The organism is Kitasatospora sp. NPDC038210 (genome assembly GCF_055600605.1).
Genome location: NZ_JBVJYK010000007.1, coordinates 103,892 through 125,392, shown reverse-complemented (window position 1 = coordinate 125,392; position 21,501 = coordinate 103,892). Strand labels below are relative to the sequence as shown.

General features: G+C 75.2%; 19 protein-coding genes and 1 pseudogene. 10 read left to right on the top strand and 10 right to left on the bottom strand.

Annotated features, from left to right (window positions below; translation table 11 throughout):
* Positions 1–95: 95 nt before the first annotated feature.
* Genes ACZ7KX_RS16785 through ACZ7KX_RS16775 form a run of 3 tightly spaced genes read left to right on the top strand, consistent with a single transcriptional unit; the run spans position 96 to position 3,473 of the window.
* On the top strand, positions 96–1,421 hold the full coding sequence (locus ACZ7KX_RS16785; RefSeq protein ID WP_470327062.1) for a glycosyltransferase family 4 protein: 1,326 nt from the start codon (positions 96–98) through the stop codon (positions 1,419–1,421).
* A complete protein-coding gene (locus ACZ7KX_RS16780) occupies positions 1,418–2,614 on the top strand; it encodes a glycosyltransferase (protein WP_470327061.1) in 1,197 nt (398 codons plus the stop codon). The genes ACZ7KX_RS16785 and ACZ7KX_RS16780 overlap by 4 nt, the downstream gene beginning before the upstream one ends.
* Positions 2,595–3,473, top strand: a complete 879-nt coding sequence (locus ACZ7KX_RS16775; protein ID WP_470327262.1) for an SGNH/GDSL hydrolase family protein — start codon at positions 2,595–2,597, stop codon at positions 3,471–3,473. Before ACZ7KX_RS16780 ends, ACZ7KX_RS16775 begins: the two co-directional genes overlap by 20 nt.
* Before the next feature lie 51 nt (positions 3,474–3,524).
* Here ACZ7KX_RS16775 and ACZ7KX_RS16770 read toward each other — a convergent pair whose 3' ends face one another.
* Complete coding sequence (locus ACZ7KX_RS16770) at positions 3,525–3,896, bottom strand: hypothetical protein (protein ID WP_470327060.1); 372 nt, start codon at positions 3,894–3,896, stop codon at positions 3,525–3,527.
* Positions 3,897–4,174: 278 nt separating this feature from the next.
* Between ACZ7KX_RS16770 and ACZ7KX_RS16765 the strand changes: the two genes are divergently transcribed.
* On the top strand, positions 4,175–5,317 hold the full coding sequence (locus ACZ7KX_RS16765) for an NUDIX hydrolase (protein ID WP_470327059.1): 1,143 nt from the start codon (positions 4,175–4,177) through the stop codon (positions 5,315–5,317).
* A 154-nt stretch (positions 5,318–5,471) separates the two neighbouring features.
* Positions 5,472–5,897, top strand: a complete 426-nt coding sequence (locus ACZ7KX_RS16760) for a DUF6188 family protein (protein WP_470327058.1) — start codon at positions 5,472–5,474, stop codon at positions 5,895–5,897.
* A 36-nt stretch (positions 5,898–5,933) separates the two neighbouring features.
* Here the strand turns inward: ACZ7KX_RS16760 and ACZ7KX_RS16755 are convergent, their stop codons facing one another.
* The 7 genes from ACZ7KX_RS16755 to ACZ7KX_RS16725 all read right to left on the bottom strand — a co-directional run bounded on the left by ACZ7KX_RS16755 (position 5,934) and on the right by ACZ7KX_RS16725 (position 12,515).
* A complete protein-coding gene (locus ACZ7KX_RS16755) occupies positions 5,934–6,308 on the bottom strand; it encodes a hypothetical protein (RefSeq protein WP_350526656.1) in 375 nt (124 codons plus the stop codon).
* Between the two features lie 131 nt (positions 6,309–6,439).
* Positions 6,440–6,835, bottom strand: coding sequence for a roadblock/LC7 domain-containing protein (locus ACZ7KX_RS16750; RefSeq protein ID WP_350526655.1), 396 nt, complete (start codon positions 6,833–6,835; stop codon positions 6,440–6,442).
* 82 nt (positions 6,836–6,917) lie between these two features.
* Entirely contained in the window at positions 6,918–8,123 is a 1,206-nt protein-coding gene (locus tag ACZ7KX_RS16745; protein WP_470327057.1) for a hypothetical protein, read from the bottom strand.
* A gap of 175 nt (positions 8,124–8,298) precedes the next feature.
* Positions 8,299–8,682: a hypothetical protein gene (locus ACZ7KX_RS16740; RefSeq protein ID WP_350524811.1), complete on the bottom strand. Its 384-nt coding sequence runs from the start codon at positions 8,680–8,682 to the stop codon at positions 8,299–8,301.
* A 727-nt stretch (positions 8,683–9,409) separates the two neighbouring features.
* Positions 9,410–10,429, bottom strand: coding sequence for an MsnO8 family LLM class oxidoreductase (locus tag ACZ7KX_RS16735; protein ID WP_470327056.1), 1,020 nt, complete (start codon positions 10,427–10,429; stop codon positions 9,410–9,412).
* A 40-nt stretch (positions 10,430–10,469) separates the two neighbouring features.
* Positions 10,470–11,132 (bottom strand): DUF2269 domain-containing protein, encoded by a 663-nt coding sequence (locus tag ACZ7KX_RS16730; protein ID WP_470327055.1) that lies wholly within the window; start codon positions 11,130–11,132, stop codon positions 10,470–10,472.
* Between the two features lie 183 nt (positions 11,133–11,315).
* A complete protein-coding gene (locus tag ACZ7KX_RS16725) occupies positions 11,316–12,515 on the bottom strand; it encodes a peptidoglycan-binding protein (RefSeq protein WP_470327054.1) in 1,200 nt (399 codons plus the stop codon).
* A gap of 372 nt (positions 12,516–12,887) precedes the next feature.
* Here ACZ7KX_RS16725 and ACZ7KX_RS16720 point away from each other — a divergent pair, with 372 nt between their 5' ends.
* The 4 genes from ACZ7KX_RS16720 to ACZ7KX_RS16705 all read left to right on the top strand — a co-directional run bounded on the left by ACZ7KX_RS16720 (position 12,888) and on the right by ACZ7KX_RS16705 (position 17,593).
* On the top strand, positions 12,888–14,231 hold the full coding sequence (locus tag ACZ7KX_RS16720; protein ID WP_470327053.1) for a DUF6271 family protein: 1,344 nt from the start codon (positions 12,888–12,890) through the stop codon (positions 14,229–14,231).
* On the top strand, positions 14,228–14,776 hold the full coding sequence (locus ACZ7KX_RS16715) for a GNAT family N-acetyltransferase (RefSeq protein ID WP_470327052.1): 549 nt from the start codon (positions 14,228–14,230) through the stop codon (positions 14,774–14,776). The genes ACZ7KX_RS16720 and ACZ7KX_RS16715 overlap by 4 nt, the downstream gene beginning before the upstream one ends.
* 115 nt (positions 14,777–14,891) lie before the next feature.
* Entirely contained in the window at positions 14,892–16,250 is a 1,359-nt protein-coding gene (locus ACZ7KX_RS16710; protein ID WP_470327051.1) for a hypothetical protein, read from the top strand.
* A gap of 254 nt (positions 16,251–16,504) precedes the next feature.
* Positions 16,505–17,593: a hypothetical protein gene (locus ACZ7KX_RS16705; RefSeq protein ID WP_470327050.1), complete on the top strand. Its 1,089-nt coding sequence runs from the start codon at positions 16,505–16,507 to the stop codon at positions 17,591–17,593.
* Between the two features lie 3 nt (positions 17,594–17,596).
* Here ACZ7KX_RS16705 and ACZ7KX_RS16700 read toward each other — a convergent pair whose 3' ends face one another.
* Together ACZ7KX_RS16700 and ACZ7KX_RS16695 are read right to left on the bottom strand one after the other, a co-directional pair.
* Positions 17,597–18,244 (bottom strand): response regulator transcription factor, encoded by a 648-nt coding sequence (locus ACZ7KX_RS16700; RefSeq protein WP_350524736.1) that lies wholly within the window; start codon positions 18,242–18,244, stop codon positions 17,597–17,599.
* Positions 18,229–19,491, bottom strand: a complete 1,263-nt coding sequence (locus ACZ7KX_RS16695; protein WP_470327049.1) for a sensor histidine kinase — start codon at positions 19,489–19,491, stop codon at positions 18,229–18,231. The genes ACZ7KX_RS16700 and ACZ7KX_RS16695 overlap by 16 nt, the downstream gene beginning before the upstream one ends.
* 323 nt (positions 19,492–19,814) lie before the next feature.
* Here ACZ7KX_RS16695 and ACZ7KX_RS16690 point away from each other — a divergent pair.
* Positions 19,815–21,419: pseudogene (locus ACZ7KX_RS16690) on the top strand (AMP-binding protein); the annotation flags it as partial.
* Positions 21,420–21,501: the final 82 nt, after the last annotated feature.

Below are 21,501 nucleotides of genomic sequence, written 5' to 3'. Positions count from 1 at the left end.
GGACGCGGGCCGGCGGTGCAAATCGCCGACCCGCGTTCGCTTGTACGACAGATCCCTTTGGCCCGGAGCACGCCGGACACGGACAGAACACTGGCATGCGTGTCGTCATCGTCACCGAATCCTTCCCGCCCGAGGTCAACGGGGTCGCCCACAGCGTGCTGCGGACGGCCGAGCATCTGGTCCGCCGGGGCCACCAGCCCCTTGTCGTCACTCCCGCGCCGGCGCGGGGGGCGGAGTGCCCGCCGGAGACCTTCGGGAGTGCCGAGGCGGCCGAGATCCCCGTGGTGCGCGTCCCGTCGATGCCGCTGCCGGGGTACCCGCAGGTGCGGATCGCCCTGCCGAGCCGGCAGCTGGCGGCCGCGATCGCCGGACACCGGCCGGACATCGTCCACCTGGCCAGCCCGTTCGTGCTCGGGGCGCGCGGCGGGCAGGTGGCGGCGCGGCTCGGAGTGCCCGCCGTCGCCGTCTACCAGACCGACCTCGCCGGGTACGCGCACGCCTACCGGGCCGGACGCGGGCTCGGGGAGGCCGCCGCGTGGCGGCGGATCCGGGCCGTGCACCGGGCCGCCGCCCGCACCCTGGCGCCGTCCACCCCGGCCGCGCAGGACCTCACGGCACACGGGGTGCCCCGGGTGCAGCTGTGGCCGCGCGGAGTGGACTCGGCGCGGTTCCACCCCCGGCACCGGGACGAGGCGCTGCACCGGGCGCTCGCGCCGGGCGGGGAGGTGCTGGTCGGGTACGTCGGGCGGCTGGCGCCGGAGAAGCGGGTCGACCTGCTGGCGGCGGCCTCGGCGCTGCCCGGGGTGCGGGTGGTGGTCGTCGGGGACGGGCCGTCCGCGCCCGGGCTGAAGGCGTCGATGCCCGGCGCGGTGTTCCTGGGCCGCCGGACGGGTGACGAGCTGGCGCGGTGCTTCGCGACGCTGGACGTGTTCGTGCACACCGGCCCGCTGGAGACCTTCTGTCAGACCATCCAGGAGGCGATGGCGAGCGGGGTACCGGTGATCGGCCCGGCGGCGGGCGGTCCGCTGGACCTGGTCGCGCACCACCGCACCGGCCTGCTCGTACCGCCCCGGGACGCTGCGGCGGTGGCCCGGGCGGTGGCCGAGCTGGCCGGCGACCCCGCGCGGCGGGCCGCGTACGGACGGGCCGGACGGGCGGAGGTCACCGCGCGCACCTGGGAGGCGGTCGGGGACCTGCTGCTGCGGCACTACGCCGAGGTGCTGGCGGAGCACCGGGGGGTGTCGGGGACGGTCCCGTCGGGGACGGTCCTGTCGGGGACCGGGACGGCGGGGACGGGAACGGCGGGGCCGGTCGTGCCGGCTTCCGCGATGCCGGGGCCGGTGACGGCCGGCGCGACGGACACCGCCGCCGCGAAGGACCCGGCGGCCGCGGACAGCATGCCGGAGGAGTTGCCGGCATGACCTCCGCCCAGAACGGCGAGGCCCTGACCATCGTGCGGCTCGCCAACTTCGTCACGCCCGTCTCCGGCGGCCTGCGCACCGCGCTTCGGCACCTGGGCAGCGGGTACCGGGCCGCCGGGCACCGGCCGGTGCTGATCGTGCCCGGGAAGCGGCGCACCGAGGAGGAGACCGAGCAGGGCCTGGTGGTCACCCTGCCGGGACCGGTCCTGCCGGCCAGCGGCGGGTACCGGCTGCTCACCGACCGCCGGGCGGTGGCCGCCGAACTGACCCGGCTCTCCCCCGACCGGCTGGAGGTGTCCGACCGCACCACACTGCGCTGGACCGGCGCCTGGGCACTGCGGCACGGGGTGCGCTCGGTGATGGTGTCGCACGAGAGCGCCGCCGGCGTGCTGCGCACCCGGGGAGTGCCCGGGCCACTGGCGAACGCCACCGCCGACCGGCTCAACGCGGCAACCGCCCGCGCGTACGACTCGGTGCTGTGCACCACCGACTGGGCCGCCGCGGAGTTCCGGCGGATCGGCACGCCGAACCTGGCACGGGCGCCGCTCGGGGTGGACCTGGAGGCGATGCGGCCGCTGCCACCGGCCGACCGGGCGGCGCAGCGGGCCCGGTACGCCGCCCCGGCAGAAGTGCTGCTGGTGCTCTGCTCGCGGCTCTCGGCGGAGAAGCGGCCGGAGCGGGCGGTCGAGGCCCTGGCCGCGCTGCGGGCCCGACGGGTGCCCGCCGTCCTGGCCGTGGCCGGGACCGGCCCGCTGCGGGGGCGGCTGGCGGACCGGGCCGCCCGGCTGGGGCTCCCGGTGCGCTTCCTCGGACACCTGAGCGGGCGCGAGGCGCTCGCCCGACTGCTGGGCTGCGCCGACGTGGTGCTCGCGCCCGGGCCGGTGGAGACCTTCGGACTGGCCGCGATGGAGGCGCTGGCCTGCGGGACACCAGTCGTGGCGAGCCGGTCCTCCGCGCTGCCCGGCCTGATCGGCCTCGCCGGGGTCGCGGCCGCCGACACGGGAGACGGATTCGCCACCGCGGTCCGCCAGTTGCTGGACCGGCCGGAGGGCGTCCGGCGGGCGGCCGCCCGCGCACAGGCCGAGCGGTACGGCTGGCCCGCGGCGGTGGCCGCGTTCCTCGCGGCGCACGGCGTACGGAACGGCGGCACGAGCGAAGGGGGTCGGGATGAGCATGCTCGGCACCGGTCCTGACCGGCTGGCGGAGGACCGGTCACCGGCCGGCGAGCTGACGCGGTTCGTCGCGCTCGGGGACTCGCTGACCGAAGGAGTCGGGGACGCGGTGGGCGAGGCGTGGCGCGGCTGGGCGGCCGTCCTGGCCCGGTCGCTGGCGCCCGGGGGGCGGGACGTCGAGTTCACCAACCTGGCGTACAGCGGCGCACTGAGCGGCGAACTGACGACTCGTCAGCTACCGGCCGCGCTGGCACTGCGACCGCAGTTGGCGGCGGTGGTGGTCGGCGGGAACGACACCCTGCGGGCCGGCTTCGACATCCGGCGCACCACCCTCGAACTGGACGCCACACTGGGTGAACTGTCCGGACACGGCGCCGTGTTGCTGACCGCCTGCCTGCCCGACCCGGGCACCTTGCTCCCCCTCCCGGCCGCGCTCGCCCGCCCGCTGGCACGGCGGATGCGGGCCGTCAACACGGTGGTGCACGCCCTCTCCGTACGTCACCGGGCGATCCACCTGCACCTCGCCGAGCTGCCGTGGCTGGAGGAACGGCGGCTGCTGAGCGTGGACCGCCTGCACCCCAGCGCCGAGGGCCACCATCTGATCGCCCGCGGCTTCCACGCGCTGCTCGTCGAGGCGGGGCACCCCCTCGGCCCGCCACCCGCCACCGCACCGGCCGAGCCCCCACCGAGCCTGGCCGCCGACCTGTGGTGGATGGCCACCCAGGGCACCCGCTGGGTCGTCGCCCGCAGCACCGACCTCCTGCCCGGCCTGCTGGCACTCGCCGCAGCCGAATCCGCCGCCCGGCTGCGCGGCGCGAGCGGCCGGCACGACGAGCAGATGGCGCGGGCCGTGGCACAGGCGCTGGCCTCCCTGGGATGACGGGGAGGCGTGACACCCCGGCCGGAGCCGCGCGGAGCGGCGGGGGGCTGCCTAGACCCATCCCTCGTCGAGGTGGACCGTCCAGGTGTCTCCCACCGCCCTGCGCAGCTCGACCAGGGCCGCAACGTCCGCGACGACTGCCGGAGCGTCGGACAGCCGCAACGGGGAGTCCGGGACGCCCTTGCGGGTGTAGACCGGCAGCTCGCCGTTGCAGCTGAAGGCGTGAAGCGACGCGGGAGCAGAGCCGAACCATGCAGGGCGGTTCTCCTCGGCCCACGCCGCCGCGGCGTCGACACGGTCCACATGCGCCAGTAGCTGCTCGGGAGCGGGTCCGCAGCTGAACTGCACCAGGAGGCCCTGAGCGTCCACTGCCCACCAATCCCACATGAATCCAGGTCGGGGGTGCCGCAGGATCGTCGTCATGCCGTCACCGTATCCAGGCCGGGCAGGACAGCGGGTGGCGATGCCCCGCCATCGCCCGAGGTGGCGGACGCAGTGTTCGGGGACGGTGCGGACGATGCCGCGTCGGCGTGGGCGGACGTGGAACCGGCGTGGGCGCGCACTCGTGGGTGGCGTGGTCGGGTGTCCGGCGGAGTGGCTACGGTCACCCGACGGTGGTGATCGGTGCCGCGGCCGGACGGGAACCATGGAGGTGGCCCGGGCTGTCGTGACCGGGGAAGCGTGCGGCGGAGGGAGCCGGGGTGGAGGCAGTCGGGGTGGAGGCAGTCGGGGTGGCGAGTGCGGGCGCGGACGGTCGGGGGATCCTGGCGGCGGCCGGGGTGCTGTTCCCGGACCGGGACGGGCGGCTGCTGGTGGTGCGGCTGCCGTACGACCGGAAGCATCCGGTGGCGATTCCCGGCGGCGGGTGGGAGCCGACGGACCGGTCGCCGCGGGAGACCGCACTGCGCGAGATCGCCGAGGAGCTCGGGTTCACGCCCCGGCTGGGGCCGCTGGCCTGCGTCGACTGGGCGGTCGACCACGGCCGCCCGCCGATCGTGGCGTACCTCTACTGGGCCGAGCCGCTGACGGAGCAGCAGACCGCGGTCATCCGGCCGGACGCAGCCGAGGTCGGCGGGTGGACGTGGCTGACCGCCGAGCAGGCGGGCCACGCGCTGCCACCCCTGCTGTCGCGCCGGGTGACGGCCTGTCTGCGGGCGCCGCGGACGGCCGGACCGCTGGAACTGGAGGGCAGCCGGCCGGCCGGGCACACCCTGCGGGAACTGCCGGCCGACGGCCCGGTGCCCGAGTACCTCGGACTCGCCGCCGCCCCGGAGCTGAACCCGGCGACCGCACAGCGGCCGGCTCCGCCGCTGGACCCGGACACCTTCTACGCCACCCGACCGCGGATCCGGGCCAAGGCACGGGCACTGTTCACCGACGCCGCCGGGAGGGTGCTGCTGGTACGGCTGCGGCCGTGGGACGGACCGCGCGGGCGGGACCCGTACTGGACGCTGCCGGGCGGCGGGGTCGAGGCGGACCGGGAGGCGCCGCGCACGGCGGCCCGCCGGGAGATCCGCGAGGAACTGGGCCTGGAGGTCGAGCCCGGACCGCTGCTCGCACTGGACTGGCAGCCGGGAGCGGCAGCCGATCCGGGGGCGGACCCGGCGACCGGGCGGGACACGGCCGTGCTGGTGTACGTCTACGACGGGGGCACGGTGACGGACGCGATGCTCGACGCGATCGTGCTGCAGGAGGCGGAGCTGGTGGAGTGGCGGCTCTGCGATCCGACCGAGGCGCGCTCGTTGCTGACCGGGCCGTCCTGGGACCGGACGGCCGCCGCGTTGGCGGCCCGGGAGGGAGCGGGCGGGCCGGTCGAGCTGGTGCGCGGCCGGGCAGCGGGGTAGCTCGCGGGCGGCGGGCTCGCGGACGAGCAGCAGGCGGCGGGCGGTGGGCGGTGGACGGTGGGCGGTGGGCGGTGGGCGGTGGGCGGTGGGCGGGAGACTGCGGCGGGAGGCCGGCCGGTGAGTCACCCGGGGCCGGTTGGGACAGACTGAAGGCATGCAGAACGCGATCACGGAGGTGCTGGCCGGCCGTCGGGTGGAGTCGGTCAGCGGGGGCGGGCGGCTGGACCTGCTGCTGGACGGCGGGGTGAGCGTCCGGGTGGCGCACGAATTCCGTTTCGCGGCGCCGTCGTTCGCCGCACCGGAGGAGGTCGGGCACTTCTTCCCGGCGCTGACCTTCCAGCCGAGCACCCCGCTCCTGGCGCTGGTCGGGCGGACCGTCGACACCGCCCGGATCACCCTGGCCGGCGGACTGGAGCTGGGCTTCGCCGGCGGCGGCGCGCTGTCCGTCCCGCCGCACGCGCAGCTGGCCCCGTGGACCGTGCTGACCGCCGGGGACGTGGCGTGCGCGGGGCTGCCCGGCGGCGAGGTCCGCTGGGCCGAGCCGGACGGGACGCCGGGGGAAGAGCCCGGCGGGGCCTGAGCCACCGCCGGGGACTCCTCCGGTGCCCGGGGGCCGTCAGACCTCCAGGTCAGCCTCGATCTTGAGGAGCTGGTGGCGGGCCATGGCCAGGTTGGCGCGGCCCTTGTCCAGCGCGAGGTAGAGGAACAGGCCCTTGCCGGTGCGGCTGGTGAGCGGGCGGATCAGGTGGTACTGGCTGGACAGGGTGATCAGGATGTCCTCGATCCCGTCCCCCAGGCCGAGCATGTCCATGGTGCGCATCTTGGCGCGGACCACGTCGGTGTTCCCGGCCGCGGCCACATTGAGGTCCAGGCCGCCGGGGCCGTCGAGGGTGGCGAGCGCCATCCCGCTGTTGTAGTCGACCAGGGCGGCGCCGATGGCCCCCTCGATGCTGGTCATGGCCTGCTTGAGTGCGCCGGGTGCGTCGGTCATCTCGGTAACTCCCGTTCGGTGGTTGGGTTGTGGCTGGTGTTGTGGTGTGTCGTGTGTGCTGTTGTGGCGTGTGGTGTCGTGGTGGTGGGTGGTGTGGTGCGGCAGTGAGGTAGGGGGCGGGTGGGCCCGGGTCAGCCCACGTCGCGCGGATCCTTCGGCAGGAGGGCGTCGTTGAGCAGGCCGGAGATGCGTTGGGCGCTGCGACGGGCCTCCAGGTGCAGGCGGCCGACGTTGACGTCCGGATGTGCCAGCAGGGTCAGCACGCAGCTGCCGCCGGCCGCGTAGGTGGCGACGTAGCCGTGCTCACCGCGCACCAGCGACTCCCGGAACTCACCCTGGCCGGTGGTGTCGGCGAGCCGTTGGGCCAGCGAGAGCGAGGCCGCCGTCATCGCGGCCAGGCCGGAGGGCTCCGTCCCGTGGGTGTCGTGGGCGACCAGCAGGCCGTCCACACTGGCCACCAGGCCGCCTGCGAGGTGCGGGACGCGGTGCTTGCAGGCACGCAGTTCGGCGAGCAGCTCGGTCTCCAAGGCGATCAGTTGTCTCCTTCCGACACGCTGCTTGAGCGCCCGCCTCATGGCCGGAACGGCGGGGTCGCGGGCGGGGAGTGGGTCAAAGTCGGGCCTCCAGAAGGTCTCGGACCCGGGTCAGCAGCGCGATGTCCGGGTCGGGGACGGTCAGCGGGTGGGCCGCTGCCGGGGTGGGCGGGCAGTCGGGGCGGGCGGGGGTTCCGGCGTCGGCCTGCGCGGTGTACTGCGCCGGGGGCCGGGCGGCCGCGGCGGAGTACGCCGCGCCCGGGGTGCCGACCTGTACGGCACCGACGACGACGGCACCGCTCCTCGTGACTCCGCGCAGGGTGGCGCCGGGGATCCGGCGGTGCAGGCCGCCGGACGTTCTCCCGCTCGCGGCGGGAGGGACGGCCGACGGTGCGGTCGCCGACCGGGCGGCACCCGGCACCGTGGTGTGCGGTGCGGTCGGATGCGGCGCACCACCGTGCGGTGCACCACCGTGCGGGGCACCGGGGTGGGACGCACCGCCGTACAGCGCACCGGGGTGCGGCGCGGGGGGCGGGGGCCCCGGGGCGGGGGGCGGGGGCCCCGGCGCGACGGGCCCCGGCGCGTCGAGCAGTCCGGCGGCGGCCAGACGGCGGACGTCCGCCGTGACGCCGAAGCCGGAGCGGCCGAGCAGGCGGGCCAGGTCCGCCGGGGTTCTTCGGCCGTCGGCGTGGTCGATCAGCTCCCGGCGCCGCCGACCGGGCGGACGGTGGGACGGCAGGCGGTTGTGCTCCACCGGGCGGACCGGGGCGGTGTCGAGCTGCGCCCAGGGCCAGATCCGGTCGAGCAGCCGGCCTCGGCGCTCCACCTCGCGGCGGAGCCGGTCCGGCTCTACCGTCGCGACCGGTCCGAGCCAGTGCCGGACGTCCGACTCGAACCGCCAGAGGCCGCCGCCCGGATCGGCGAGGACGAAGAAGGCGGCGTCGAACAGCGTTCCCAGGTGGCCGAGTTCGAGCTCTCCCCTGGTCAGCAGCCGCCGTTCGACGAGGACGTCGCCGACCCTGGCCTGCGGGCCGTGGACGCGGACGAGGTCCGCCCAGTCCTCGGGAGTGATCCGGCCGCAGCCGGTGAGCAGGTCGGCCAGGCCGGGTGCGCGCGGGGACTCGGCGCCGGCCACCGCACCGTCGACGAGGTGGAGGGTGCCGAGCGGACCGTGCAGGGCGCCGGTGGCGCGACGGCCTGCGAGCAGGGCGAGCGCCTCGCCCGGGGTCTTCGGTGCGGCGTACTCCGTCGGGGGCGGGACGGTGCCGATGGCGGCGGTCACGCGGGCCACCGCCGGGAGGCGGCTTCAGGGGAGGATGCAGAGGCGGAGATGGAGGTGGAGGTGGAGGTGCGGGTGGATGCGGGTGCGGCGGCTGGTCCGGAGACTGCGGCAGGACGCGTCGACGGCCGAAATGCGACGGGCGGCCGGAGGGGTTCGGGTGTCGCGGACGTCGGGTTCACCCCAGCACCAGCTCCTCGGCCAGCGCCTGGAGGCGGAAGCGGGCGACGGCGAGGTTGCCCGCCGTACGGTCCAGCCAGAGATGCAGGACGAGCCGGCTGTCGAAGACCGTGTCGATGAAGCGGATCAGGTGGTAACTCCGGCCGGCAGTGACGATGATGTCCTCCAGCGGGGACCGCCGGTTCTCCGCCGCCGTGAAGGTCTGGCTCTCGACGGCCGCTCGGACCAGGTCCGTTGCCTCGGCGGCGGAGGTCTCGTGCTCGCCCGTCGGGCTTTCTCCGACACTGCCGAGGGCGAGCCCGCTACTCCAGTCGACCAGGCTCGCGGCGCGGGCTCCGGCGATTTCCATCGCTCCGGAGAGGCATTCGTCGATACCCGGCACACCGGCTCCTTCGCGGGGTCTGGGCGGCCGGGCGCTCTGCGGCACCGACCGGATCGCCACCAGCAGTGGCAGGTTCGACACGGAAGGCTACTGCCGGGGTTCAGTCTGACGAACGTTCCAATGGCATATTCACATCATTAGCGGCTGGTTCCAGCCAAGGTATGACGATTCATCAGACCGGCCCGGGTGGGCAAACCCGCTGGCCCGCTCACCGTTCGGGAACGGTGCTCATCGGCCACCTGGCACGGGACCTTGGCCGATACCGGGCCGACGGGGAAGGTTTCGAGCCCCGGAATGCGATAAAGGGACGACCGCGCGAGAGGCGAACACCTGAGCCCTGGCCATGAGCGGCGCTCATGTCGAACGCGATGAGGCACGCTCATGGGCAGCGCCATGAGGGGCGCTCATGGTGGCCCTCATGAGGAACCACGATGAGGCGGGCTCATGGGCAGCGGCCATGAGCAACACGCATGACGAAGGGGCCCGCTCCGCTGGACGGAACGAGCCCCTTCGGGTGGAGCGCCAGGCCCGGATCGCACGGACTCTTCCTACTGAAAGTAGGACGTGCTCTGGTAGCACCGCTGACGCATGTTCGAGAGATTCGCTCTCCGGAAGATCACTTCCTCTCGACGGACAGAACAGTAGCAGGTCATCGGGCCTGCTCAGAAATCGAGCCGGACGGATCGTGGCGGGTCGGCCCGGTACCGCCCGAGGGGGTACCACCGGCTCAGGCCTGGCCGACCGCCTCGGCGAGCAGGCGGTAGGAGTCGAGCAGCGCAGCGCGGTCGTAGGTGCTCGTGGTGACCAGGAACTCGTCCGCCCCGCTGCGCTCGACCAGCGCGGCCAGCTCGGCGGCGGCATCGTCCGGGGTGCCCGCGATGTGGCCCTTGAGCGACTGCTCGTACGCGGCCCGCTCCCGCGCCGTCATCGCCCGCGCGCGGATCTCGGCGGCCGGGGCCAGCGGCGGGAACTCGCCGTGGGTGCGGGAGTACGCGCCGGACCAGGCTTCCGGGACGAGGAGCTCGTGGGCCTGCTCGGCGGTCCCGGCGACCGCGACCGTGCCCGAGACCACCACGTACGGCTCGGCGGCCTGCGCGGAGGGGCGGAACCGGGTGCGGTAGCGGTCGATCGCCGCGAGCATCCGCTCCTCCCCGCGCGCGGCGGCGATGACCAGCGGCAGCCCGGCGTCGGCGGCCAGGTCGGCGCCGGCCCCCGTGGCCAGCACGAAGGCCGGAACGTGCAGTCCCTCCGCGGGCCGGGCACGGACACCGCGGTGCACCTGCTGCGACCCGTCGAAGTAACCGAGCAGCTCGGCCAGCTGGGCGCCGAAGTCGTCCGCCGCGTCCTTCTCCCGCCCGAGCGCCCGGCGGACACCGTCGGTGAAACCGACCGAGCGGCCGAGGCCCATGTCGATCCGGCCGGGGAACAGGGCCGCGAGCACCCCGAACTGCTCGGCCACCACCATGGGTTGGTGGTTGGGCAGCATCACCCCTCCGGTGCCGACCCTGATCCGCGAGGTGGCCGCCGCCACCGCGGCGGCGAGCACGGTGGGTGCCGAACCGGCCACCCCCGGCACCCCGTGGTGCTCGGAGACCCAGAAGCGGTGGTACCCGAGCCGCTCGGCCTCGCGGGCGAAGTCGACCGTGTCCCGCAGCGCCCGGGCCGGCTCCTCGCCCTGACGGGTGCGGGAACGGTCGAGCACGGAGAGCCTGGTGGTGGGCGCGGTGCTGGTCACAAGGGTGGTCAACGCCTGCCTGCTGGGTGGACATTCCCCCTTCCCCCCGGCCTCAGGGGCCGGCCGGCGGTATTCGGCCCGGACGTGCGCCCTCGGCCGTGCGGCGGCGGCCCCAGGGCTTGTACACCGACAGCACCACCGCGAACAGGTGGAGCAACAGGGCGACCACCGGAACGATCACCGTGGTGTAGCGGACGACGCCGAGCTCCGACGCCCGGATCGGGCCGGTCGGATGCGCGTCCACCGCGCGCACCGCGTCGTGCAGCCGGGCGGTGAGGGCGAAGACCGAGGCCGTCATCGCCGCCAGCGTCAGCCAGAACTTGGTGCTCACCCAGGAGTACCGGAACAGGCCCCAGGAGGTGCCGAGCCCGAGCACCACCCCGCTCAGGAAGGTGAGCAGGCTGAGCGGCAGCACCAGGGCGTCGCCGAGCAGACCCATCGCCCGGTAGGCGGTGCGCAGCCGGTCGGCGTCCGCCGTCGTCAGCGCCGTCACCGCCAGGGTGAGCAGGCAGAGCATCAGCGCCAGCCAGCTCACCGAGGCGACGACGTGCAGGACGACCAGGGCCTTGCGCGCCCTCGGCGGCAGGATGCGATCCGCCGATCGCCGCCTGCCGCCGAGGGCCGTTCCGGACGTCGCGACGGCTCCGCCGGCCGCAGCGGAAGCGGTCGCACTGGCGGCCCTGCCGGCCCCACCGGCTCCGGTGGACGAGGGCACGGGTACCTCCTTCGAGTCGTGGCCACGGACACGACCCCGAGACTGTCCCGCTCGCCCCTCATCGGGCATCTGCCGACGGGAGTAGCATCGGCTACTCCCGGGCGAGTACGCGCCCGCACTCCGGACGCGCCGACACACCTCCCCCGGGAGTACCCGAGCCGCTCCCCCGGAGCTCCGCGCCGCTCAGTCGGTCACCGAGAAGCCCTGCGCCGCGCCGAGCCGTTGCAGCGAGGCCTGTCCGGGGACGCCGTCCGCCGCGCCCGCCCGGTACCCGCAGCGCCGCTGCCAGGCCGCGTACGCGGCGACCGTGCGGGTGCCGAACGAGCCGTCCGCCCAGCGTTGTTCGAGCAGCCCCTCGTCCACCAGCGCCTGCTCCACGATCGCCACCTCGGCCCCGTACGTGCGGTGGCCCTGCTCGGCGCCCGGGTCGGTGCGCGCGGCGGAGACCACGTGGGCGACCGACACCGTCCGCTGCCCGGGGACGTAGCCGAGCAGCCGGCTCAGCGAACCCTCGCCGGGCACGCCGTCCGCCGCCTGCCCGGAGTAGCCCAGACTCCCCTGGTAGTCCGCGTAGTTCTCGGTGTCCGCGTCCGTCCAGGTCGGCCCCGGGCCGGAGTGGTAGTGGGCGCCGAAGCCGCGTGAGACGAGCGCCCGCCCGACCGCCGTGACCTGGTAGCCCTGGGCGCCGTAGCCGTACGCCAGGCCGTTGATGGAGACCTGGTAGCGGGCGGGCGCCGGGGCCTGCGGGGGCACCGGGTGCTGCTGCGAGGGCGGGGGGTCCGGGGTTCCGGAGCCGGCCGTGAGGTCGGGCCAGGAGCCGGGGTCGGTGTGGTCGTTGAACGGCACGTGGGCGTGTGCGTACCAGCCGCCGCGGGTCTCCCACACCTGTTCGTCGCGGTGGCCGGAGAAGTCGACGGGCCGGCCCATCGGCCACACGTCGGGGACGCCCCAGGAGGCGATCCAGGCGTGGATCCGGCCCCAGCCCGCGCACGGGGTGTCGACCAGCCGCGGGTAGACCCGGCCCTGGTAGCGGCAGTACGGGAAGAACACCGCCTCGATCTGGATCACCACCCGCCCGGCCCGGTTGGTGCGGGTCGGGCTCCCGGTCGGGCTGAGCAGGCTCTTCGAGCGGGAGTCGGCCGGGAACAGCTGCGCCGTGCGGCCGCTGAACGGGTCCCAGACCAGGTGCGGCGCGTCGCCGGCGCCGCTGCCGGTGAAGTAGCTCACCAGGTCCTCGTAGGGGCACCAGTCCTGCGGTGCGGCGGCGGTCGCGTTGCGGTCCCAGGTGATGTGGGCGATGGCCTTCGGCGGGTACTGCTGATCGGTCGGTGCGTGGTCGCCGAGGTCGTGGACCTCGGCACCGGGAAGCCACAGGTCGGGCATTGCGGTCTCCTCCGAACGACGTGAGGGCGTCGCATCCGGTATCGGCAGGTCCGCGGTCCGGATTGACCCTTACGGCGCAATGCGCGGCACTGAACCCCTCCCGTTCGCCCGGACGTTCGACCACGCGGGGGGTGCTCGTCCTCACGTGCGAAAAGACTGCCGGGGCGCCGGGGTCGGGCCGCGCCGGGACGGGCGGCCGCCGGAGGAGGGTCGTGCGAGCCCGACCGGAGCCGCGCTGTCAATCGTTGACATCACAAATGGTCTAGTCCACGGTAGTCCAGCGGACCGGCCGAACCCCTTTCCCGGGCATCCGTGTGCATCCGACTCGCCACCGTGGCACCACATCTGACGACTCGACGGAGAATCCCAGCCATGCGGAGAATCTGCCTCGCCCTGCCCACCATGCGGCCCTGCGCCAGCACCATCGCGGACCTGGCCGAGGAGGCGGCCCACGCCGTTGCGAACTTCGAGGTCGAGGTGCACCTGCTCGTCCTCGACACCAACGACGCCGCCGGATTCGCGGAGAACGCGGGCGCCGTGGCCGCGCTGGCCCCCGCCCCCGGTGTGGTCGTCCACCACCTCGGCGAGGCTCAGCAGCGGGCGTTCCTGCGGCGGGTGACCGAGCGCTCCGGCGCCCCCGACCCCGGCCTGCTGCTCGACCTGATGCTCCCGCCGGCCGTCGCGTACGGCGCCTGCACGAACCGGCTCTTCCTGGCCGCGGCCGCCCTCGGCTGCACCTCGGTGCACCAGCGCAACGACGACGCCGACTTCCAGACCGTCGACGGCCGCAAGGTCTTCCCGATCCACCACGAGCTGCTCTCACTGGGCCGGCCCGCGGGCGAGGCGGCGGCCGTGGTGACCCGGTCCGAGCTCGACCCGGCCGACGCCGACAAGCCGGTGGTGCTGGTCGGCGGCTCCTTCATCGGCGAACTGTCCGTGGACGTGGGCGAGATCCGCGAGCTGGATCCGGCCGTCTACCACGACGTGGTGGGCCTGTGGGCCCCGCCGCTGTGGTCGGAGGAGGAGAGGAACGCGGTGGTGGAGGCCTCGTTCAGCGGTGCCGGCGCCGAGCCGTTCACCGCCGACGACTCCGTCCTCGGCGTGCCCGACATCTGGCACGTCGACATGTGCAACATCGCCCTGGACCACCGGGTCTACGAACTGCTGCCGCTGCTGCCGTCGACCGAGACCATCGGCAGCGACTACTTCCTGTCGCACGTCGTGCTCGACGCCGGCCTGCCCGGCGTCGTCCACAACCGCCACATCGTCAACTACTACACGCCCGAGCGCCGCACCGGCCCCGGCTTCGTCGCCTACCAGCTGCGGTTCGTCAAGTTCCTGCTCTCGATGCTGTACCTCTACCCGGTCTACGGCGAGATGATGGACCTCGGCGGCGCGCTGCTGGACGACCGCCACGGGCTGCGGGTCGAGCCGATCCTCGACTCGGTGCGGCGCAGCGCCCACTGGGACCGGTCCCGGAACGAGCACTGCCTGGACGTCCTGGACCGCTCCTACCGCAAGCTGGGCGGCAAGTACGCCGCGCTCGCGGACGTGGTGGCCGGGCGGCGGCAGCGGCTCCTGGACGAGGCGCAGCAGGACGTCGAGCGGTGGGCGGTGCTGATCGAGGCATGGGCGGCGCTGGTGGCCGCCGCCCGCGCGGAGGGGTTGGCCCCGGCTGCGGAGGGGCCGGCCGCGGGTACGGAGACGGCGCGGTGAGCGGCGGCCCGGTGGGCGGCCCGGTGGGCGGCCCGGTGGGCGGCCCGGTGAGCGACGGCCTCCGGATCCGGCAGCTGGCCGACGGCGACTGGGACGCCGTGGCCGAGCTGGAGCACGCCGCCTACGCCGCCGACGGCCTGTCCGAGGGCAGGGAGGCGCTGCAGTCCCGCGCCCGCAGCTCGCCCGCCACCTGCTTCGTGCTGGAGGAACGCGGCCTCGTGCGCGGCTACCTGCTGAGCCTGCCGTACCCGCCACTGCGCTGCCCGGACCTCGGCCGGCCGGAGGTGACGGCCTACCGGTCGCGCAACCTGCACGTACACGACCTGGTGATCGCCGAGGAGCTGCGCGGGCGGGAGGTCGCGCTGGGCTTCATGCGGCACTTCCGGGAGCAGGCGGTCGGGCAGGGGTACGAGCGGATCTCGATGGTCGCGGTGCGCGGGGCGGACATCCTGCTGCGGCTGCTCGGCTACCGGGCGCACCGGGAGGTCGCGGTGCCCGAGTGCTACGGGCGGCGGGCGGTGTACATGTCGATGCCGGTGGACTGAGGGTCGCCTTCCGGCCCGACTGTACGGCCCGGTCCTGCCCGGCCCGGTCCCGCCCTGCCCGGTCCGCCGCGGTAATCGGCGGCGGGCCCGGCCGGTGGGCGGGCACAATGCCCGGATGCCGGAGCTCCTGTACGCCGTCGCCCTCAACCCCGCGTTGCCGAGCGGCCTCCTCGGCCCGCTGATCGACGCAGCCGACGCCGACGAGGAGCTGGCCCTGGCCCTCGCGGGCCGGCCGGACCTCGGGCCGGAGCAGGTCCGGCGGCTCGCCGCACGCGACCGGGAGACCGCCGCCCGGCTCGCCTGGGGTGGTCTGCTGCGCGCGGAGGACGTCGACCCGGTCGCCCGGCCCCTCGTCGCGCTCGCCCTGCTGGACGAGGGACGCGGGGATCCGGCCTGGGCAACGGCGCTGGCCCGGCACCCGGACCCGTACGTCCGGATGCGGCTCGGGGCGTGCCCGGGGCTGCCGGACGAGGCCGCCGACCTCCTCGCGGAGGACGAGGACACCGACGTGGTGGGCGAACTCGGCCTGCACACCGGCCGGACGGACCTGCTGGCCCGGCTCGCCGGACACCCTGAGACCGAGGTGCGGCGGTGGGTCGCGGCGAACCGGGCCGCGCCGCCGGAGCTGCTGACGGCGCTGCTGGCCGACGAGGTCCGGGTCCGCCGCCAGGCGGCGGGCAACCCCGCGACCCCGGGCGCGGCGGCGGCCCGGCACGTCGACGACCACCTGCTGGTCCGGCAGCAGCTCTCCGAGCACCCCGGACTGCCCGCCGGGACCTACCACCGGCTCGCGGAGGACCCCACCCCCTGGGTCCGGGGCAACCTCGCCGAGAACCCCGGGGTCGACCTGGCGCTGATGCACCGGCTCGCCGAGGACGACGGGTACGACGTGCGACGCCGGCTCGCGCACCACCCGGCCGTCCCGCTCGACCTGCTCGAACGCCTGGCCGTCGCGGTCCGGATCGGGGCGGCCCTGCTGCCCCGGATCGCCGGCGCGGAGCCGGCCGAACTCTCCCGGCTGGCCGGATCGGCGGAGCCCCGGGTGCGGATGCTCGTCGCCCGGCACCGCGACCTGCCCGCCCCCGTACGGGACGCGCTCGCCGCCGACGCGGACGCCGCGGTGGCGACGTCGGTCGCCCCGCACCCCGGCCTCACGACCGGGCAACTCACCGCGCTGCTCGACCGGTTCGGCACCAAGATCGCCACCGCGGTGGCCGCCAACCCGGACGCCCCGACCGCACTGCTCGACCGCATCGCCACCACCGAGCCGGTGCCCGCCAAGGCCCTGCGCGCCATCGCGGCGCACCCCCACGCCGGCCCGGAGGCGCTGGCCCGCGGCCTCGCCTCCGCGGACCGGCGCACCGCCGAGGCCGCGGCGGGCAACCCGGCGCTGCCGCCGGAGGTCATCTCCGCGCTGGCCGGGGAGGCCTGGTCGACCGGCACCGAGGAGAGCGGGAGCAACCGGTGCCCGTAGCCGGGAGGAACCGGCAGCCCGAGCCCGGGAGGAACCGGCAGCCGGAGCGCGGCCGGTGGGGGCTCCCCGGGCGCCTCGAACGCGGTTCCGGTCCTGCGGACGCCCGATCGGCCCGCAACCCCGCCTTCCCCTCCCGTACCGGGTACGTCCGGGAGTGGTTGCAGTTGCGTCTCCGTTCCGTCTCGGCGGGGGTACGAAGTACCGGCCGGTCCGGGATCGTGGAAGCAACGACTGGTCCGGCAAGGGGAGTTGCCATGGGGGACGGCCGCGCGATGGTACCCGGCGTCGTGGAGGCGCTGCTGGTCGACGGGCCGCACCGGGCGGTGGCGGACGTGGTGCGGGCGCGGCTGCGGCTGGTGCCGGAAGGTGCGCGGGCACTGGACGCGGCCGAGGCGGACCCGAAGGACGGGCCGGCGCGCACGCAGCTGACCGCCGCGGTCGCCCATCTGCTCGCCTCCGACGAGGCGTTCGCGCAGTACCTGGCGACGACCGGGCTGGGGCGGCCCGCCGATCCGCCGACCGTCCAGCTTCGGAACGAACCCGGCACCGTGCAGCTGCGGACCGGCCCCACGCCGCCCCCGGCGAGCCCGACCACCGTGCAGCTGCGGACCGGCGCCGCGCCACCGCCGGCCGGCCCGACCACCGTCCAGCTGCGGGTCGATCCGGTGGACGCCCGGGCCGCGGCCCTCGCCGCGCGGCGCAGCAACACCGGGATCGTGCTGGCGCTCGTGGTGGTCCTGATCGCCGCCCTGGTCGCGATCGGGATCCACCTGGGTTCGCGCCCGCTGCTGAAGCCGGGCGGGCCCGGTCTGGCGCACGCCGCGCAGCCGTTGCGCGACCCGGCGCTGGTGCAGGGCGTGCTGCCGGACGCGCGGGAGGTGCCCGGCGGCTGGCAGGTGCGCAGCGGGCCGCGATCGGGGACGGGGACGGGCGGCGACGTGCCGTGCCTGCTGCCGGACTCCTGCGACCGGCAACTCGCCTACGCCACCGTGACCTTCGCCGCAGCCGTCCAGAGCGTGGAGCTCAGCGTCGTCACCTTCGACTCCCCCGAGACGGCCGCCCGGGCCTTCGACACCACGCTCGACCGCACGGCCGGCGAGGCCTCGGGGGCGGTGGACCTCCCCCGGATCGGCGACCAGAGCGCGACCCGAACCCGCGGCTCCTCGTCCGCGGTGGCGCTGGTCCGGGTCGGCAGCGTGGTGCTCCTCGTGCACGACACCGGGATCGGCGCCGCGGCCACCGCACCCGTGCTCACCGTGTTCGCCCGGCTGCTCGCCGACCGCGCACGGCAGGCCCAGGACGGCCGCACCCCGGACGCCGTCGCCCGGGACACGACCGACTGACGGTCAGGGCTTGTTGAGGTAGGCGAGGACCGCGAGCACCCGGCGGTTTCCGTTCTCGTCGTCGGTGAGGCCGAGCTTGCCGAACATCGAGGTGGTGTACTTGCCGATCGCGCTGTCGCTGAGGAACAGCCGTTGCGCGATGGCCTGGTTGGACAGCCCTTCGGCCATCAGGGCGAGCACCTCCGACTCGCGCGCGGTGAGCCGGTCGAGCCGCCGGTTCGAGGGGGCGGAGGAGACCAGCGCCGCGATCACCGCCGGGTCCATCGCCGTCCCGCCCCCGGCCACCCGCTCCAGGGCGTCGACGAACTGCTCGCCGTCGAACACGCTCTCCTTGAGGAAGTAGCCGATGCCGCCCGCGCCGTCGGCCAGCAACTCGCGGGCGTACAGCTGCTCCACGTGCTGGGAGAGGATCAGCACCGGCAGCCCGGGCACCTCGCGGCGGGCGGCGAGGGCCGCCTGCAGGCCCTCGTCCGACTGGGTCGGCGGCATCCGGACGTCGACGACGGCGGCGTCCGGACGGTGGGTCAGCAGGGCGTCCAGGGTCTCGGGTCCGGTGGCGGCCGTGGCGACCACCTGGTGCCCGTAGGCCTCCAGCAGGTGGACCATGCCGTCCCGGAGCAGGTAGAGGTCCTCGGCTACGACGATTCGCATGGCACCATCATCGTCGCACGGGTCGGCCCGCCCTCGGGGCTGGTGATCTCCAGGGTGCCGTCGAACACCGCGAGCCGGCGGCGCAGGCCCGCGAGTCCGCCGTCCTCGCGCACCACCACGCCGCCGCGGCCGTCGTCCTCGACGTCCACGACGATGCCGGTCTCGCTGTGGGCGACGGCGATCCGCACGGCCGTCGCCCGGGCGTGCTTGGTGGCGTTGGTGAGCAGTTCGGCGACCCCGAAGTACACGGCGGACTCGATCGGCGGCTCCAGCCGGAACCGCCGCTCCGCGCTGACGGTCACCTCCAGCGGGCTGTTCAGGGCGAGCGCGTGGACGGCGTCCACCAGGCCGCGCTCGGTCAGCACCGGCGGGTTGATCCCCCGCACCAGGTCCCGCAGTTCGGCCAGCGAGCTCGCCGCGCCGGCCCGGGCCGACCGCATCAGCGCCCTGGCCCGCTCCGGGTTCGTCTCCATCAGCTTCTCGGCGGTGGCCAGCGAGAGCCCGAGCGCGACCAGGCCGGCCTGCGCACCGTCGTGCAGGTCGCGTTCGATCCGGCGGATCTCGGCGGCCTGGGCGACCGTCACGTCCGCCCGCTGGGACGTCAGTTCGTCGACCCGCTCGGCCAGCAGCATCGCGGCGGAGGGGCCGAGGAAGCGGACCGCGACCGGCTCGACCAGCCGCCAGGCGTACGGGGCGCAGGCCACGGCCGCGACTGCGGCGAGCGCCCCGACCAGCCTGGCGACCGGCTCCGGCCGGACCAGTCCGAGGACCGCCGTGGCCGCGGCGGCCGGCGGGACGGCTGCCGCCAGGCCCGCCGTGAACGGCGCGATCCCGGTGAACCGCAGGTCGCGCCGGGTGGCCGGGTCGCCCCACCAGGTCCGCCACGACTGGTCCAGCACGGCGTCCCGGCGGCTGCGCTCGTAGGAGTGGCCGTTCCACCAGTAGCCGGTGGACATCCGGGTGACCGGCCCGGGCTCCCGGTACCCGGCGGGGACGACCGTGCCGGTCCACCGCTGGACCAGGAAGCGCACGGCCCGGCAGACGGGCCGGGCCAGGGCCGGCGAGCCGGTGCACACCAGCACCACCGGCAGCAGCCACGACCACGGGTTCGCCGGGCCCCACCCGATGCCCAGCGCCACGGCGGCGGCCCACACCGCCGGGATCAGCAGGGTGACGACCGCCACCGCGCACGCCCGGGCGAAGCCCACTCCGGCGCGCACCCCCCACGAAGCCAGTTGTCCGATCATCCCCGCTCCTCGACCTCCGTTCGATGCCCCCACTCTGCACCAAGCGGAGCCCGCCGCGGCGCTGGTCAGCGCAGAAGTGGGGCCGGCCCCACCCCTCGGTGCGTCCACGCCCACCCCTCCCCGCACCCGGGGCGCACCCGCCCGTCCGCCCCGGGGCCCACTCGGCCGTCCGCCCGGGGCCCGCCCCTGCGCCCGGGGCCCGCACCGCCGCCGGGACCGGGGTGGAGCGGGCCGTCGCCCGAATGCATGTATCGCTCTCTTGACTGGCGTCACCAACGCGCCATACTGGCCTCACTCCCGCTCGCACGACGAGGTGCCCGCCCATGGAGCTCTCCCCCTCAGCGCACGTGGACACATACTGCCGAGACCACCTCCCACCCTTCGAGCAGTGGCCCGAACTCCTCTTCGAACTACCGGAGTTGGCCTACCCCGACCGCCTGAACTGCGCCACCGCCCTGCTCGACGACACCATCGACCGCCTCGGACCCGAACGCCGCTGCCTGCTCACCCCCACCGAGCAGTGGTCCTACGGCGAACTGCGCGACCGCGCCGACCGGATCGCCCGCCTGCTGACCGAGGACCTCGGCCTCGCCACCGGCAACCGGGTGCTGCTGCGCGGCCCCAACACCCCCTGGCTCGCGGCCTGTTGGCTCGGTGTGCTGAAGGCCGGCGGGGTGGTCGTCACCACCATGCCGCTGCTGCGCGCCACCGAGCTCACCGAGCTCACCGGCATCGCCAAACCCGTGCTCGCCCTCTGCGACCACCGGTTCCTGGCCGAACTGCGGCAGGCACGGACCCCGGGCCTGCGGATCCTCGCCTACGGCGGCAGCGATCCGCAGGACCTCACCGCCCGCTGCGCCGCCAAACCGCCCGGCTTCACCGCCGTCCCGACCGCCGCCGACGACGTCGCCCTGATCGCCTTCACCTCCGGCACCACCGGCCGCCCCAAGGCCACCCTGCACTTCCACCGCGACGTGCTCGCCAACGCCGACACCTTCTCCCGCCACCTGCTGCGCCCCACCCCCGACGACCTCTTCGCCGGCACCCCGCCGCTCGGCTTCACCTTCGGCCTCGGCGGCCTGCTGGTCTTCCCGCTGCGGGCCGGCGCCGCCAGCCTGCTGCTGGAGCAGGCCACGCCCGAGCAGCTGGCCGAACAGGTCCGGCAGCACCGGGTCAGCGTGCTGTTCACCGCGCCGACCGCCTACCGGGCGATCCTGGCCGCCGGGCTGGCCGACCGGCTGGCCGGGGTGCGGCGCTGCGTCTCGGCGGGCGAACCACTGCCCGCCGCCGTCTGGCAGGCCTTCCACGCGGCCACCGGGCAGCGGCTGATCGACGGCATCGGCGCCACCGAGCTGCTGCACGTGTTCATCTCGGCCGCCGACGACGCCGTCCGCCCCGGTTCCACCGGCCTGCCCGTCCCCGGCTACCGCGCCGCCGTACTGGACGACCAGGGCCGCCCGGTGCCGGACGGCGAACCCGGGCTGCTCGCCGTCAAGGGCCCGACCGGCTGCCGCTACCTGGACGACGAGCGCCAGCTGAGCTACGTCCGGGACGGCTGGAACCTCACCGGCGACACCTACGTCCGCGACCGGGACGGCTACTTCTGGTACCAGGCCCGCAACGACGACATGATCGTCTCGGCCGGCTACAACATCGCCGGCCCCGAGGTCGAACAGGCGCTCGCCACCCACCCCGACGTGGCCGACTGCGCGGTGGTCGGCACACCGGACGAGCGGCGCGGCAGCGTCGTCACGGCGTACGTGGTGCTGCGCCCGGGTGTCCCGGCCGGGCCGGACACGGTGCGCGACCTCCAGGAGCACGTCAAGCGCACCATCGCCCCCTACAAGTACCCGCGCACGGTCGAATTCGTCACCGAGCTGCCGCGCACCGCGACCGGAAAGCTGCACCGCGCCGAACTGCGGCGGCGGGCCTCGCGCACCCCGGCCAGCGTCGCCATCGAGCGCCGGGTCGAGTGGTCCGACACCGACGCGGCCGGGCACTACCACTTCT

What these genes read in the sequence shown, in the direction of transcription:
- ACZ7KX_RS16785 (WP_470327062.1), top strand. Translation starts at nt 96, where the DNA reads ATGCGTGTCGTCATCGTCACCGAATCCTTCCCGCCCGAGGTCAACGGG.
- ACZ7KX_RS16780 (WP_470327061.1), top strand. Translation starts at nt 1,418, where the DNA reads ATGACCTCCGCCCAGAACGGCGAGGCCCTGACCATCGTGCGGCTCGCC.
- ACZ7KX_RS16775 (WP_470327262.1), top strand. Translation starts at nt 2,595, where the DNA reads ATGCTCGGCACCGGTCCTGACCGGCTGGCGGAGGACCGGTCACCGGCC.
- ACZ7KX_RS16770 (WP_470327060.1), bottom strand. Translation starts at nt 3,896, where the DNA reads ATGACGACGATCCTGCGGCACCCCCGACCTGGATTCATGTGGGATTGG.
- ACZ7KX_RS16760 (WP_470327058.1), top strand. Translation starts at nt 5,472, where the DNA reads ATGCAGAACGCGATCACGGAGGTGCTGGCCGGCCGTCGGGTGGAGTCG.
- ACZ7KX_RS16755 (WP_350526656.1), bottom strand. Translation starts at nt 6,308, where the DNA reads ATGACCGACGCACCCGGCGCACTCAAGCAGGCCATGACCAGCATCGAG.
- ACZ7KX_RS16725 (WP_470327054.1), bottom strand. Translation starts at nt 12,515, where the DNA reads ATGCCCGACCTGTGGCTTCCCGGTGCCGAGGTCCACGACCTCGGCGAC.
- ACZ7KX_RS16720 (WP_470327053.1), top strand. Translation starts at nt 12,888, where the DNA reads ATGCGGAGAATCTGCCTCGCCCTGCCCACCATGCGGCCCTGCGCCAGC.
- ACZ7KX_RS16710 (WP_470327051.1), top strand. Translation starts at nt 14,892, where the DNA reads ATGCCGGAGCTCCTGTACGCCGTCGCCCTCAACCCCGCGTTGCCGAGC.
- ACZ7KX_RS16705 (WP_470327050.1), top strand. Translation starts at nt 16,505, where the DNA reads ATGGGGGACGGCCGCGCGATGGTACCCGGCGTCGTGGAGGCGCTGCTG.
- ACZ7KX_RS16700 (WP_350524736.1), bottom strand. Translation starts at nt 18,244, where the DNA reads ATGCGAATCGTCGTAGCCGAGGACCTCTACCTGCTCCGGGACGGCATG.
- ACZ7KX_RS16695 (WP_470327049.1), bottom strand. Translation starts at nt 19,491, where the DNA reads ATGATCGGACAACTGGCTTCGTGGGGGGTGCGCGCCGGAGTGGGCTTC.